The following is a 14,986-nucleotide window of genomic DNA, read 5'->3' on the forward strand; positions in this document are numbered from 1 at the left end:
CAGCGTTCACACATGGGGAACAAGCATGCGCATCGTTTGCATTGGTGGCGGCCCAGCCGGCCTGTACTTCGGCCTTTTGATGAAGAGCCGGAACCCGGCCTACGATGTCACGGTCGTCGAGCGCAACCGTCCGTACGACACCTTCGGCTGGGGCGTCGTCTTCTCCGACCAGACGCTCGGCAATCTGCGCGCCGCCGACGCCCCCAGTGCCGACGCCATCCTCGACGCCTTCAATCACTGGGACGACATCGAGATCAATTTCCGCGGCCGGCAAATCCGTTCGTCGGGTCACGGCTTCTGCGGGATCGGCCGCAAACGTCTGCTGAATATCTTGCAGGCACGCTGTGAAGAACTGGGCGTCAGGCTGGTTTTCGAAACCCAAGTCACGGACGACAGCGTCTACGAAGCCGACCTGATCATCGCCTGCGACGGCGCGAACAGCGCAGTCCGTCAAAAGTACGCGGCCACCTATCGGCCCGCCATCGACATGCGCGACTGCCGCTTCGTCTGGCTCGGCACCAAAAAACTCTTCGACGCCTTCACGTTCGCCTTCGAAGAAACCGAATTCGGCTGGTTCCAGGCGCACGCTTATCGCTTCGACGATCAGACCTCCACGTTTATCGTCGAAACGCCGGAGCGCGTGTGGCGCGCCGCCGGCCTCGACGAAATGAGCAAAGAGGACAGCATCGCCTTTTGCGAAAAGCTGTTCGCGAAGTATCTGGACGGCAATGCGCTGCTATCCAACGCGGCGCATTTGCGCGGCTCGTCGCAATGGATTCGCTTCCCGCGTGTCGTCAACGACGAGTGGGTGCATTGGCGCAACAACGCTGACGGCACGCAAACGCCAGTCGTCCTCATGGGCGACGCCGCGCACACTGCTCATTTCTCGATAGGCTCGGGCACCAAGCTCGCGCTTGAAGATTCGATCGAACTCGCCAACAGCATGGGCGCGCATCCGGGTGATCTGGCCGCCGCGCTGAAGCATTACACCGACGTGCGCAGCATCGACGTATTGCGTATTCAGAACGCGGCGCGCAATTCGACGGAATGGTTCGAGCATGTGGACCGCTATACGTCGTTCGAGCCGGAACAGTTCGCGTATTCGCTGCTCACGCGCTCACAGCGCATCTCGCATGAAAATCTGCGTGAACGCGATGCAAAGTATCTATCAAGCTTCGAAGACTGGCTCGCCCAGCGCTCCGGCGTGAATCGCGCGCCCGAGAAGCACTCTGTCCCGCCCATGTTCACGCCCTTCACGTTGCGCGGCGTGACGCTAAAAAACCGCGTAGTCGTTTCGCCGATGGCGCAATACTCCGCCGTCGACGGCATTGCGGGCGACTATCATCTGATGCATCTCGGCGCTCGCGCGATGGGCGGCGCTGGGCTGGTCATGACGGAAATGACCTGCGTCTCCCCCGAAGCGCGCATCACGCCCGCGTGTCCCGGCATGTATACGCCGGAGCATCTCACCGCATGGAAGCGCATCGTCGACCTGGTGCATCGTCAGTCGGATGCGAAGATTGGAATCCAGCTCGGCCATTCGGGCGCGAAAGGCTCGACACGTGTTTCGTGGGAAGGCATCGATCAACCACTCGCGGAAGGCAACTGGCCGCTCATCTCGGCGTCGCCGCAACAATATCTGCGCGGCGTCAGCCAGCATTCGCGCGAAGCCACACAAGACGAGCTGCGCGAAATCGAAGCGCAGTTCGTCCGCGCCACGCAAATGTCGGCCGAGGCAGGGTTCGACTGGCTCGAATTACATTGCGCGCACGGCTATTTCCTGTCGAGCTTTCTGTCGCCGCTCACCAATCATCGCACTGACGACTACGGCGGCTCGCTGGAAAATCGTCTGCGCTATCCGTTGCAGGTTTTCAAGGCGATCCGCGCGGTCTGGCCGCAAGACAAGCCGATTTCCGTGCGCATCTCCGCGAACGATTGGGTCGAAGGCGGCACGACACCCGACGACGCAGTCAAGATCGCTGAGGCTTTCAAGGCGGCCGGCGCCGACATGATCGATGTCTCGTCGGGCCAGGTCAGCAAGGAAGAAAAACCGGTTTTCGGCCGCATGTTCCAAACGCCGTTCGCCGACCGCGTGCGCAACGAAGCGGGTATCGCGACGATCGCGGTCGGCGCGATCTCCGAAGCGGATCACGTGAATAGCATCATCGCGGCAGGCCGCGCGGATCTGTGCGCGATTGCGCGCCCGCATCTGGCGAATCCTTCGTGGACGTTGAACGAAGCGGCCAAGATCGGCTATTTCGACGTGATGTGGCCGAAGCCCTACACCGCGGCGAAGTCTCAACTCGAACGCAACCTCGAACGCGAGCGCGCTCAAGCCGCCGCAAACGCGGGGCTGTCGCCGCAAGAACGCGCGCAACGCGCCGAAGGAACCGTGTGAACACCCTCAATTCGACACTCGCGGGACAGCACGCGGTCGTCACTGGCGGCGGCAGCGGCATCGGCGCCGCCGTCGCGGAAGCGCTGCTGCGTGCCGGAGCGCGCGTCACGTTGATGGGCCGCAACGCGGAACGTCTCGACGTACAGCGCGAGAAATGCCGGACGCTGGGCGACGTCGCTTGCATTAGCGTCGACGTCACTCAGGAAGACTCCGTCGCAAGCGCTTTTGGTGAAGCCGGCGAAGTCGACATCCTCATCAACAACGCGGGCCAGGCGCAAGCCGCGCCGTTCACACACACCGACACGGCGCTCTGGCAGCGCATGCTCGACGTGAACCTTACCGGCGTCTTCCTCGGCACGCGCGCTGTGTTGCCACGCATGCTCGAACGCGGGCATGGACGCATCATCAATGTGGCCAGCACGGCGGGACAAATCGGCTACGCGTACGTCGCCGCCTATTGCGCCGCGAAACATGGCGTGATCGGTCTCACGCGCTCACTCGCGTTGGAAGTCGCGACGAAAGGCGTCACCGTCAACGCCGTGTGCCCCGGCTACACGGAAACGGAACTGCTGCACGCATCGCTCGAACAGATCACCAGCAAGACCTCGCGCACCGAACAGCAGGCGCGCGAAACCTTGCTTCGCTCGAATCCGCAACGTCGCTTCGTGAGTCCGGAACAGGTTGCCAATGCCGTCCTCTGGCTTTGCCAACCCGGCTCGGACGCCGTCACGGGGCAATCCATTTCCATCTCTGGTGGAGAAGTGATGTGACCAAGTCATCCAACATCAAAAAGCCCACGGCGGCGGCTGAAACGAAGCCGCCGCGCAAAGGCGTGCCGAAACCCGCGGAGAACGTCGTGGACCTCGAAATGAGCACGGGCGCGGATAGCCACATGGGCCTGCGTCTGTGGCTGCGCATGCTGACCACGACCAACCTCGTGCAAGCGGAATTGCGCAAGCGTCTGCGCAACGAATTCGACACCACGTTGCCGCGTTTTGATCTGATGGCCCAATTGGAACGACATCCCGAAGGCCTGAAGATGACCGAGTTGTCGCGTCGTTTGATGGTGACAGGCGGCAACATCACCGGTATTACGGATCAGCTCGAAAAAGAAGGCCTGGTGTCGCGCGACAACGATCCGAACGATCGACGCTCGATCAGCGTGTGCCTGACGCCCGCCGGACGCAAAGCGTTCGACAAGATGGCGATCGCACACGAGCAATGGGTAGTCGAACTGTTCGGCGGTTTGAGCCTCGATGAAAAATCGCGCACTCATCAGCGCCTGGGCAAACTCAAGCAACATCTACTCGACAGTCTGAAAGACTGATCGGCATCGAACCGCGGAGAGAGACTCATGACACGATCCAACGCCGACGCCTTGCTGGCCGGCAATCGCCTCACGCTAGCCGGCTACGAAGCGCGGCACTTCGGTTGGCAGGTCGCCGGCAAGGTCGCGACGATCACGCTGAATCGCCCCGAGCGCAAGAACCCGCTGACTTTCGAGTCGTACGCGGAGTTGCGCGATCTGTTCCGGCAATTGACGTATGCGACCGACGTCAAAGCTGTCGTGATTCACGGCGCGGGCGACAACTTCTGCTCCGGCGGCGACGTGCACGACATCATCGCGCCGCTGATCGATCTGCCGATGCCTGAACTGCTGCTCTTCACGCGCATGACCGGCGATCTGGTGAAAGCCATGCGCCATTGCCCGCAGCCGGTAATTGCCGCGGTCGACGGCGTCTGTGCCGGTGCCGGCGCGATTCTCGCCATGTCGTCCGATATGCGGCTCGGCACCGCGCGCAGCAAGCTCGCTTTCCTGTTCTCGCGCGTCGGTCTCGCCGGTTGCGATATGGGCGCCTGCGCGATTCTGCCGCGCATCATCGGCCAGGGACGCGCCGCCGAACTGCTCTTCACCGGACGCTCGGCAAGCGGCGAAGAAGGCCACGCGTGGGGCTTCTACAACCGGCTGTGCGAACCCGCCGCGCTACTTGAAGAAGCGCACAAGCTCGCCTCCGATCTCGTCGCCGGCCCGACTTTCGCGCACGGCATCACCAAGAAGATGCTGCATCAGGAATGGAGCATGAGTATCGACGAAGCAATCGAGTCGGAAGCGCAAGCCCAGGCCATCTGCATGAGCACACGCGATTTCGAGCGCGCCTACAGTGCGTTTGCCGCGAAATCGCGTCCGGTGTTCGAAGGAGATTGAGTTGAGCGCCAACACCGAACTGGATCTGCATAGCGCGCTGGCGTGGCCGTTCTTCGAGCCGCGTCATCGCGAGCTGGCTGCAGGTATCGAAGCATGGTGCCGCGAGAAGCTCAAGCACGAAGACCACAAGGAGGTCGATGCAACCTGTCGTCACCTGGTGCGTGAACTCGGCGCGGCGGGCTGGCTGAAATATGGCGTGGGCGGCGTCGCATACGGCGGCCACGGTGACACGATCGACACGCGCGCCGTTTGCCTGCTGCGCGAAACGCTGGCCAAACACTCCGGCCTCGCGGACTTCGCTTTGGCCATGCAAGGACTCGGTTCGGGCGCGATCTCGCTCGGCGGCACGCACGAACAAAAGACCCGCTATCTGCCGCGCGTCGCCAATGGCACGGCGCTCGCAGCGTTCGCGCTGTCCGAACCCGAAGCCGGATCCGATGTCGCCGCCATGGCGCTCTCCGCCCGCGAAGACGGCGACGCCTACGTGCTCGACGGCGACAAGACGTGGATCTCCAACGGCGGCATCGCCGATTTCTACGTGGTGTTCGCGAGAACCGGTGAAGCGCCGGGCGCGCGCGGCATCAGCGCATTCATTATCGACGCGGATACGCCGGGACTCGAGATCGCGGAACGCATCGACGTGATCGCGCCACATCCGCTCGCACGCTTGCACTTTGCCGGCGCGCGCGTGCCGCGCAGCCAGATGCTCGGGGTGCCCGGCGAAGGTTTCAAGCTCGCCATGCGCACGCTGGATATTTTCCGCACGTCCGTGGCGGCCGCGTCGCTCGGATTCGCGCGTCATGCGATGGCCGAAGGTATCTCGCGCGCTGCGTCGCGCAAGATGTTCGGCCAGACGCTCGGCGATTTTCAACTGACACAGGCGAAACTCGCGCAGATGGCATTGACCATCGACAGCAGCGCGTTGCTGGTCTACCGCGCCGCGTGGCTGCGCGATCAAGGTGAAAGCGTCACGCGCGAAGCCGCGATGGCAAAGTGGCACGCAAGCGAAGGCGCGCAACAGGTGATCGACGCTGCCGTGCAACTCTACGGCGGCATGGGCGTGCAAAGCGGCACGGCCGTCGAAATGCTGTATCGCGAGATTCGAGCGCTGCGCATTTACGAAGGCGCGACCGAAGTGCAGCAACTGATTATCGGACGCGATCTGTTGAAAGCGCACGCTGCCGCGACTGCCGGAGACAACGCCAAATGAGCGCGTCTTTCGAACGGCCCGTGCGCATCCGTTTCTCGCACTGCGATCCGGCGGGCATCGTGTTCTTCCCGCAATATCTGGTGATGACCAACGCGCTGGTCGAAGACTGGTTCAACGAAGGCCTGCATATCGACTACGCGCACATGATCTCGCAACGCCGCCTCGGTTTGCCGATCGTCAAACTCGATTGCGAGTTTTCACGGCCGAGCCAGATGGGCGAAACCATCTGGCTGACCCTTAACGTTACAGCAATCGGGCGGCGTTCGATCAGCGTCGATATTGTCGGCCATTGCAACGGCGAAACGCGTTTCCGCGCGAAACAGGTGCTCGTCACGACGTCGCTCGAGCGCGGCACATCCATCGACATTCCCGCCGACATCGCGAGCGCCCTCGCGACGTTCGCCCCACAGCCCGACTCCACTGAGGCGCATCGCTCATGAAAAAAGCTCTTCTCCCCGCCGGCTGGGTCAAGCCGCGTGGTTACGCTAACGGCGTCGCGGCAACCGGCACGCAGGTGTTCATTGCCGGTCAGATCGGCTGGGACGAACAGGCGCGTTTCCAGACCACCGACTTCGCCGCGCAAGCCATCCAGGCGCTCAAGAATGTGCTCGCCGTTTTGCATGAAGCGGGCGGCAAGCCTGAGCATCTGGTGCGATTGACGTGGTACGTCACCGACAAACGCGAATATCTCGCGTCGCTGAAAGACATCGGCCATGCGTTTCGCGAGTTGATCGGCGACTACGACATTGCGATGAGCGCGGTTCAAGTGGTCGCGCTTATCGAAGATGAAGCGAAAGTTGAGATCGAAGGGACCGCGGTGGTCCCTCAGTAACCGAGCAACAGAGCACACGAAACGAAACCACCAAGCCAACCGAAGCGCATTTAGCCGGCTCAACGCCCGGGAGACCATGATGGAACCGTCAGCACACGTCGATACCTTCGCGCGCGACAATCTTCCGCCGCAGGATCAATGGCCCGTCTTTCTGCTCGACCACCCGGACGTCGCGTACCCGGCGCGCCTGAACTGCGCCACGGAGTTGCTCGACAGAACCATCGATGCAGGCCACCGCGATGATCCGGCAATCTGGTCCGATGTCGACGGAACACCGCGCGCCACCACTTACGGCGAACTGCTGGCGCTCGTGAATCGCAGCGCGCACGTGCTGGTCGACGAAATGGGACTGCAGCCCGGCAACCGCGTTTTACTGCGCGGCCCGAACACGCTGCATATGGCCGTGACCGCACTCGCCGCGCTGAAGGTTGGGCTCGTCGTGGTGCCGACCATGCCGCTTCTGCGCGCCAAGGAATTGAAGCAGATCATCGAGAAAGCGCAAGTTGGCGCGGCGTTGTGCGACGCGCGCCTGACCGCCGAACTCGCACGTTGCAGCGATCCAGAAGACGAGTTTTACTGCGCGGGCCTGAAGCAAACGCGCCTCTTTCACGACGACGCCGCTGATTCCCTCGATACGCTCGCGATCAACAAGCCCGACCACTTCACCGCGTGCGACACTGCCGCAGACGACGTCTGCCTGATCGCCTTCACCAGCGGCACGACCGGCGCGCCGAAAGGCTGCATGCACTTTCATCGCGATGTCGTGGCAATGTGCGATCTGTTTCCGCGTCACGTGCTCAAGCCTACGCCGAGCGATATCTTTTGCGGCACGCCGCCACTCGCGTTCACGTTCGGACTTGGCGGCTTGCTGTGCTTTCCGTTGCGAGTGGGCGCGTCCACAGTGCTGATCGAGAAGCTCACGCCTGAGACTTTGCTGCAGACCGTCGAACGTTTTCATGCGACCGTCATGTTCACTGCGCCGACGTTCTATCGGCAAATGGCGCCGCTGGTTGCGCGCCACGACGTCTCCTCGTTGAAGAAGACCGTGTCTGCGGGTGAGGCATTGCCGGATTCGACGCGGCGTTTATGGCGCGACGCGACCGGCATCGACATGATCGACGGTATTGGCGGCACGGAGTTGATCCACATTTTCATTTCGGCTCAGGGCGACGAGATTCGCCCGAACGCCATCGGCCGTGCGGTGCCGGGTTACGCCGTGCAAGCGGTGGACGACGACATGCGGCCGGTCGCGCCAGGTACGATCGGCAAACTGGCGGTGCGCGGCCCGACCGGCTGCCGCTATCTCGCCGACGAGCGGCAGAAGAAGTTCGTGCGCGAAGGCTGGAACTTGCCAGGCGATTCCGTCTATCTCGACGAAGACGGTTACGTGTTCTACCAGGCGCGCGCCGACGATATGATCGTCTCCGCCGGCTACAACATCTCCGGGCCCGAAGTGGAGAGTGTCCTGCTGCAACACGACGCAGTGTCCGAATGCGGCGTGATCGGCGTGCCGGACGAAACTCGCGGGCAGATCGTCAAGGCATTCGTCGTGGTGAATCCCGGTTACGAGCGCGACGACAAACTGGTCGCGCAACTGCAGGATTTCGTGAAAAATAGCGTGGCGCCGTATAAATATCCACGCGTCATCGTTTTCGTCGATTCATTGCCGCGCACCGAAACCGGCAAGCTCAAACGTTTCGAGTTGCGTACCATGGCATAGCCCAAACTATCTGCATGGAGACACACCGCATGGCCGCCTCTTTCATCGAAGTCGTCGCCCAGGATGGCGACCGTTTCAATGCCTACGTCGCGCGCCCCGCGCAAGGGTCGGGCCCGGGACTCGTGCTCCTGCAGGAAATTTTCGGCATCAACGACACCATGAAGGCGATGGCCGACCGCTTCGCTGAAGAAGGTTATGTGGTGCTGGTGCCCGATCTGTTCTGGCGGATCAAACCGGGCATCGTGCTCGGTTATGGCGAAGCCGACATGAAACAGGCGCTCGACTATCTCGGGCAATTCGACACGGATCTGGCCATCGACGATATCGCCGCCACCGTCGCTGCATTGCGCGCCATGCCTGAACAGGCCGGCAAAGTCGGTGCGGTGGGCTACTGCCTCGGCGGCGAGCTCGCGTTCCTCAGTGCAGCGCGCACCGATGTCGATTGCGCGGTCAGCTACTACGGCGTCGGCCTCGAAGCGCATCTGGATGAAGTGCCCGCAATTCGCTGCCCGATGGTGTTTCACTTCCCTGAAAACGACTCGCACTGTCCGGCGGAAACCCGCGAACGAATCAGCGCCGCATTGCGTACGCGGCCGCAAATTGAGCAATACGTGTACCCGGGTTGCGATCACGCGTTCGCCGCGCCGTCGCGCCCGCAATACGACAAACCCGCCGCGATGATGGCGTATTCGCGCACGCTCGCGCTGCTGCGCAAGGTGCTCGGCCCGGTCTACGATCTCAACGCGCTGTGGGAAGCGCATTGCTATTACGAGTTCGCCACGCGCGACGTGGACGCCGTCATGCCGACCATGGTCGCGCAACCCTACGTCAATCACGTTCCGACCATGACCGGCGGCGTGGGTCACGACAACCTGAAGCGTTTCTATACGCATCACTTCGTCAACTCGAATCCCGTCGATACGAAGCTGATTCCGATTTCACGCACCATCGGCGCGGATCGCATCGTCGATGAATTCATTTTTAGCTGTACGCATAGCTGCGAAATCGACTGGTTGCTGCCCGGCGTTGCGCCGACCGGTAAGTATTTCGAGGTACCCATGCTCGCCGTCGTTTGTTTCCGAGGCGACAAGCTCTTTAACGAGCACATCTATTGGGATCAGGCTTCCGTGCTTGTGCAGGTGGGCTTGCTGAATCCCGAGGGATTACCGGTGGCCGGCATCGAGAGCGCGCGCAAGCTGCTCGACGAGACGCTGCCGTCGAATCAGTTGATGGGCGGCAAATCACGCGTGTGACGCGCGACTAGAGGCCCGCCTCTGCGCAACATCCTTATGATGTGACACTCAACTCGCCACCGTCACTCGACCCATGCTGATCGTCCATCATCTGAACAACTCCCGCTCGCAGCGTGTGCTGTGGCTGCTCGAAGAACTCGGCGTGCCGTACGAGATCAAGCGTTACCAGCGCGATCCGAAGACGATGCTCGCGCCGCCCGAGTTGCGCGCGGTGCATCCGCTCGGCAAATCGCCGGTGATTACCGACGACGGCCAGACGATCGCCGAATCGGGCGCCATCATCGAATATCTGATCGACAAATACGGGCAGGGACGTTTTGCGCCGGCACCGGGCACGCCGGAGCGGCTACGCTACACGTACTGGCTGCATTACGCGGAAGGTTCGGCAATGCCGCCGCTGTTGCTCAAGCTCGTGGCGCTGCGGATTGCCAGCGCGCCGATGCCGTTTTTCGCGAAGCCGATTGCGCGCAAGATCGCCGGCACGCTGCAATCGAGTTTCATCGATCCGCAATTGAAGCTGCACCTCGGTTATATCAATCAGGAGTTGAGCAAGACCGGCTGGTTCGTCGGCAACGACTTCACGGCGGCGGACGTGCAGATGAGTTTCCCGCTCGAAGCCGGCACGGCGCGCGGCGGCATGGAAGGCCAGATTCCGGCAGTGGTCGATTTCCTGAAGCGCATTCATGCAAGGCCGGCATATCAGAGCGCGCTCGAGCGTGGCGGCAAGTACGAATTGCTTGGCGGCGATTGAGGGTTGCGCCGACCTGGAACTCGTAGTTGTGGGCCGAAATCCGCGGGTGCTAGACTGACAAATCCCATTGTCGTCAACGAGTTGCCAAACGGTTGGTCTGAACTGCGCCGGCATTTTTTGGCACGGCATCCGTTTCAGCCGCGGCATGTTCGGCATCCAATCGACCATGCCCAAGGAGTCGCCCGCATGACCCATTCCATCCACGGCAACAAGCGCTGGCTCGCACTGATCGTGCTGTGCCTCGGCGTGCTCATGATCGTGCTCGATACGACGATCGTGAACGTCGCGCTCCCGTCCATCGCTGCGGATCTTGGGTTTACCGAGACGTCGCTCGTGTGGGTGGTGAATGCGTACATGCTGACCTTCGGTGGTTGTCTGCTGCTAGGCGGGCGGCTCGGCGACCTGTATGGGCATCGCAAGCTGTTTCTTATCGGTATCACGTTGTTTACGCTGGCATCGCTTGCTTGCGGGATTTCCAATTCGCAAGGACTGCTGGTGTGTGCGCGTGCGGTTCAAGGCGTAGCAGGCGCCATTGTTTCGGCGGTCTCGCTGTCGCTCATCATGAATCTGTTCACCGAACCCGGCGAACGCGCGAAAGCCATGGGTGTGTATGGGTTCGTGTGTGCTGGTGGCGGCAGTATCGGCGTGTTGCTCGGTGGGTTGCTTACCAATTTGCTGAGCTGGCACTGGATCTTTCTCGTCAATCTGCCCATTGGTATCGCCGTGTACGCGCTCTGTGTCGCACTGTTGCCGTCCGCGCGCGGTCATGCGCACGGCGAGCGGCTCGATGTGGCCGGCGCGGTGTCCGTCACCGTTTCGCTGATGCTCGCTGTCTACGCTGTTGTGAACGGCAATGAAGCTGGCTGGGCTTCCGCACAGACGCTCAGCTTGCTGTTTGCCGCGGTGGCTCTGCTCATTGTGTTTCTCGTGATCGAATCGCGTGTGCAGCATCCGTTGATGCCGCTCGGTTTGTTTCGCTTGCGCAATGTGGCGACGGCGAATGTAGTCGGCGTGTTGTGGGCTGCTGCAATGTTTGCGTGGTTCTTTATGTCCGCGCTGTATTTGCAGCGTGTGCTCGGGTATCGGCCGTTGCAGGTCGGGCTTGCGTTCCTGCCGGCTAATTTGATCATGGGGTTCTTTTCGCTCGGGCTGTCGGCGCGGGTGGTAATGCGCTTTGGGCTGCATGTTCCGCTGGCCGTGGGTCTGCTGGTCGCGGCTTGCGGTCTTGCGTTGTTTGCTCGCGCGCCAGTTGGCGGCAGTTTTGTGCTCGATGTCATGCCGGGGATGATTCTGCTCGGCTTCGGCGCGGGAATTGCCTTTAATCCGATGCTGCTCGCGGCTATGAGCGATGTTGATCCTGGCGATTCGGGGCTCGCGTCGGGTATCGTCAATACATCGTTCATGATGGGTGGCGCGCTCGGGCTCGCGGTGCTGGCGAGTCTGGCCGCGGCGCGGAGTCAGGCGATGCAGGCGTCATCTGGCAATGCCGTGGCGGCGCTGAATAGCGGGTATCACGTCGCGTTTTTGTCTGGGGCGATTTTTGCGGCGGTGGCGGGGATTCTGGGTGGCTTGTTGCTGCGGACCGGGCACGCGGGTAGTGCGGGTGCTCACGAAGACGCTCACGGTCGCCACGCGACGGCCGCGGACGAACGTTCCACCGCCACCGGCAACAAAGCCGCGACCGAAAACTGTTAAAACGCGTTTCCGCAAAACCGCAATCCCGATCAAACACCCCGCATTGGCGCTCGCTATGCTGGTTCCATGCTGACATGAGAGCCATATGAACCCGGTTGGAAAAGCGCTGTGGTTTATCGAAAGCCACTTTGCCCACGAGTTGACGCTGGACGACATCGCTAACTGCGGATGCGTATCGCGTTTTCACCTGGCGCGCGCCTTCGAAGCGGCCACGGGGTTTTCGGTGATGCGCTACGTGCGCGGGCGTCGCTTGAGCGAAGCGGCGCGTCGGCTGGCGAGCGGCGCACCGGATATCCTCGCGGTCGCCATCGACGCTGGCTACGGCTCTCACGAGGCATTCACGCGTGCGTTTCGCGATCAATTCGGGCTCACGCCCGACGCGCTGCGCGCGCGTGGCCATCTCGACAATCTCGCCCTCGTGGAGCCGATCAAAATGGACGAAACCCTGCTTACCCATCTCGAACCGCCGCGCTTTGAAGACGGCAAAGCATTTCTCGTCGCGGGCCTGAGCGAGCGTTACACCAGCGAAACCTGTGCCGCGATTCCGTCGCAGTGGCAGCGTTTTGGCGACTACTTCGGCAAAGTGCCGGGGCAAGTCGGCAATGTGGCGTATGGCGTTTGCTATAACGCCGACGACAGCGGCAACATCGATTATCTGTGCGGCGTCGAAGTCAGTGACTTTTCGGCATTACCTGCCGATCTGAGCCGCTTGCGTATTTCGCCGCAGCGGTATGCGGTGTTCAGCCATCGCGAGCATATTTCGACTATCCGGCGCACCTGGAATACGATCTGGAATCAGTGGCTGCCGGCATCGGGACATATTCCTGCCGATGCGCCGAATTTTGAGCGCTATGACGAGAAGTTCGATCCCGTCAGCGGGATGGGCGGGCTTGAGATCTGGCTGCCGTTGAAGATCTGAGGAACCCCGCCCGCTCGTCACGGCGGTGCAGATGCATGTGGCGGGTGGGTCGTCGGTAAGCGCGCTATCGGCTGAAGGATGAGCGCGATGCGACCGATGCGTCCGCTCATATACATCGCGGACTCCAGTAATACCTATCTTGTAGGAGAGGTGTCTCCCCTGGCAAAACGGCTCGTGCAAGTGACCTACGAAGCGATGTGCAAAGGGATCAAGGCCGTTCGCCCCGGCGCCAGACTTGGCGATGTGGGTCATGCTATCGAGCGGCACGCTCGCAGAAATGGCTATTCGGTCGTTCGGGAATATTGCGGACATGGCATTGGGGAAAGCCGCAGACGGGTCTGTTGTTGCAGGAAGGCTTGGTGTTTACCATCGAACCCATGATCAACCAGGGGCAACGTTCTGTTCGAACCGAAGAAGACGGCTGGACCGTGGTCACGCGCGATGGGCAACTGTCGGCGCAGTTTGAACACACCGTGCCGTGACCAAAAAGGGCGTACAGGTCTTAACGCCAGGATCTGGAGAAAGGGTGCCCAACTGATGGCTTGAGGGCCGTGAGCCGCATTGGGTTCGCATTCCTTAAAACAGAAACAAGCGCAACGCGAGACCCACAAGGCCGCAAGTCAAAATGACCGATATCACGCCGACCTTGAATCGAAACAAGGCTACGCCCGCGCTCAAGCCGATCACCAGCGATGGCCAGTCGAAGCCGCCGTGCAGCCCATGCGGCCATAGCACGTGAAGGGCAAAGAACACGGCGAGGTTCACGATCACACCGACTACAGCTGCGGTTATGCCAGTTAGCGGCGCTGTGAATTTCAGATTGCCGTGAGTCGTCTCGATGAATGGGCCGCCGAGCAGAATGAACAAGAAGGACGGAAGGAAAGTAAAGAACGTCACGACGACAGAGGCGACGATTGCTGATGCGAGTGCGGCATCCGGGCCGAACACGACCTTGGTCCAGCCGCCGACGAATCCCACAAAGGAGACGACCATGATGAGCGGTCCCGGCGTCGTCTCCCCCAGGGCAAGGCCATCTATCATCTGAAGACTGGTCAGCCAGTGATAGTTGTCGACCGCCCCCTGATAGACGTAAGGAAGAACGGCATATGCGCCACCGAACGTCAGCAACGCAGCTTTAGTGAAAAACCACGCCATTTGCGTGAACGTTCCGGTCCAGCCATACAAGGCGGTTAGCGTGCCGATGACGACGAGCCAGATAAGAACGAAGACGGCAAACACGACAACAAACCGCTTCCATGTGAAGAGCGCGTGTCTGGGCGTCGGTGTGTCGTCGTCGAGGATTGCGCGGCCAAAGGCGGTGTCACCGGCTTTGTGGCCTCCGCCAACAGCGAACCTGGTCGGGGCATACTTACCGCCAAAGTAACCGATGATGCCCGCGACCAGGACGATGACGGGAAATGGCAAATTCAATACGAAAATAGCGAGGAACGCGGCCGCTGCAATTGCCCATAGCCAGGCGTTCTTCAAGGCGCGAGAGCCAATGCGGTAAGCCGCGAACACGACAATGGCGGTAACAGCCGGCTTGATGCCGTATAACACACCAGCCACTGCAGGCACGCTGCCGAATGCCGTGTAGATCCATGAAAGCGCTATCAGGATGAAGAGGGACGGCAGTACGAAGAGACCCCCGGCAATGACGCCGCCCCATGTCCGGTGCATCAACCAACCGATGTACGTGGCGAGTTGCTGTGCCTCCGGGCCGGGTAAAATCATGCAGTAGTTCAAAGCATGCAAAAACCGCTTTTCGGAAATCCACCTTTTCCGCTCGACCAGGTCCTGATGCATGATGGCAATCTGCCCCGCAGGTCCACCAAAACTGATGAAACCAAGGCGAAGCCAATACCAGAAAGCCTGCCGGAAGCTGACTGACTCGGGCGGCGCCTCTCGAGTAGTAGCCATGTCATCCTCATGCTCTAACTGACTGTGTTTCATTTTTGGCTTCGCCTCGACTTGTTGACTGCGGCGTGCGACTGGATTGAAT

The 14,986-nt window shown here is 61.1% G+C and carries 13 protein-coding genes and 1 pseudogene; 13 read left to right on the top strand and 1 reads right to left on the bottom strand.

Features of this window, described 5'->3' with window-relative positions; genetic code table 11:
• The first annotated feature begins 25 nt into the window (after positions 1 to 25).
• The 13 genes and pseudogenes from B0G71_RS30460 to B0G71_RS30520 form a co-directional block, all read left to right on the top strand.
• Positions 26 to 2,398, top strand: coding sequence for a bifunctional salicylyl-CoA 5-hydroxylase/oxidoreductase (locus B0G71_RS30460; protein WP_116146437.1), 2,373 nt, complete (start codon positions 26 to 28; stop codon positions 2,396 to 2,398).
• Positions 2,395 to 3,168 (top strand): SDR family NAD(P)-dependent oxidoreductase, encoded by a 774-nt coding sequence (locus B0G71_RS30465; RefSeq protein WP_116146445.1) that lies wholly within the window; start codon positions 2,395 to 2,397, stop codon positions 3,166 to 3,168. The genes B0G71_RS30460 and B0G71_RS30465 overlap by 4 nt, the downstream gene beginning before the upstream one ends.
• The gene (locus B0G71_RS30470) at positions 3,165 to 3,725 is read left to right on the top strand and encodes a MarR family winged helix-turn-helix transcriptional regulator (protein WP_116146447.1); all 561 of its coding nucleotides are present in this window, start codon (positions 3,165 to 3,167) and stop codon (positions 3,723 to 3,725) included. Before B0G71_RS30465 ends, B0G71_RS30470 begins: the two co-directional genes overlap by 4 nt.
• Positions 3,726 to 3,752: 27 nt before the next feature.
• Positions 3,753 to 4,604 carry an enoyl-CoA hydratase family protein gene (locus tag B0G71_RS30475; protein ID WP_116146448.1) on the top strand — a complete coding sequence of 284 codons (852 nt, stop codon included), beginning with the start codon at positions 3,753 to 3,755 and terminating at the stop codon, positions 4,602 to 4,604.
• A 1-nt stretch (position 4,605) separates the two neighbouring features.
• Positions 4,606 to 5,814, top strand: a complete 1,209-nt coding sequence (locus B0G71_RS30480; protein ID WP_116146450.1) for an acyl-CoA dehydrogenase family protein — start codon at positions 4,606 to 4,608, stop codon at positions 5,812 to 5,814.
• A complete protein-coding gene (locus tag B0G71_RS30485; RefSeq protein ID WP_116146451.1) occupies positions 5,811 to 6,254 on the top strand; it encodes a thioesterase family protein in 444 nt (147 codons plus the stop codon). Before B0G71_RS30480 ends, B0G71_RS30485 begins: the two co-directional genes overlap by 4 nt.
• On the top strand, positions 6,251 to 6,646 hold the full coding sequence (locus B0G71_RS30490; protein ID WP_116146453.1) for a RidA family protein: 396 nt from the start codon (positions 6,251 to 6,253) through the stop codon (positions 6,644 to 6,646). Before B0G71_RS30485 ends, B0G71_RS30490 begins: the two co-directional genes overlap by 4 nt.
• Before the next feature lie 79 nt (positions 6,647 to 6,725).
• Positions 6,726 to 8,366 carry an AMP-binding protein gene (locus B0G71_RS30495; RefSeq protein ID WP_116146454.1) on the top strand — a complete coding sequence of 547 codons (1,641 nt, stop codon included), beginning with the start codon at positions 6,726 to 6,728 and terminating at the stop codon, positions 8,364 to 8,366.
• Between the two features lie 29 nt (positions 8,367 to 8,395).
• Positions 8,396 to 9,619: a dienelactone hydrolase family protein gene (locus B0G71_RS30500; protein WP_116146456.1), complete on the top strand. Its 1,224-nt coding sequence runs from the start codon at positions 8,396 to 8,398 to the stop codon at positions 9,617 to 9,619.
• Positions 9,620 to 9,692: 73 nt separating this feature from the next.
• Complete coding sequence (locus tag B0G71_RS30505; RefSeq protein ID WP_116146457.1) at positions 9,693 to 10,370, top strand: glutathione S-transferase; 678 nt, start codon at positions 9,693 to 9,695, stop codon at positions 10,368 to 10,370.
• A 186-nt stretch (positions 10,371 to 10,556) separates the two neighbouring features.
• Positions 10,557 to 12,065, top strand: coding sequence for a DHA2 family efflux MFS transporter permease subunit (locus tag B0G71_RS30510; RefSeq protein ID WP_116146459.1), 1,509 nt, complete (start codon positions 10,557 to 10,559; stop codon positions 12,063 to 12,065).
• Positions 12,066 to 12,150: 85 nt separating this feature from the next.
• Complete coding sequence (locus B0G71_RS30515) at positions 12,151 to 12,984, top strand: AraC family transcriptional regulator (RefSeq protein ID WP_116146461.1); 834 nt, start codon at positions 12,151 to 12,153, stop codon at positions 12,982 to 12,984.
• A 111-nt stretch (positions 12,985 to 13,095) separates the two neighbouring features.
• Positions 13,096 to 13,522 (top strand): annotated as a pseudogene (locus B0G71_RS30520) (M24 family metallopeptidase); the annotation flags it as partial.
• A gap of 38 nt (positions 13,523 to 13,560) precedes the next feature.
• Here B0G71_RS30520 and chrA read toward each other — a convergent pair.
• Positions 13,561 to 14,904: a chromate efflux transporter gene (chrA, locus tag B0G71_RS30525; RefSeq protein WP_106279178.1), complete on the bottom strand. Its 1,344-nt coding sequence runs from the start codon at positions 14,902 to 14,904 to the stop codon at positions 13,561 to 13,563.
• Positions 14,905 to 14,986 lie beyond the last annotated feature (82 nt).

Source organism: Paraburkholderia sp. BL27I4N3, from assembly GCF_003386115.1.
GTDB lineage: Bacteria > Pseudomonadota > Gammaproteobacteria > Burkholderiales > Burkholderiaceae > Paraburkholderia.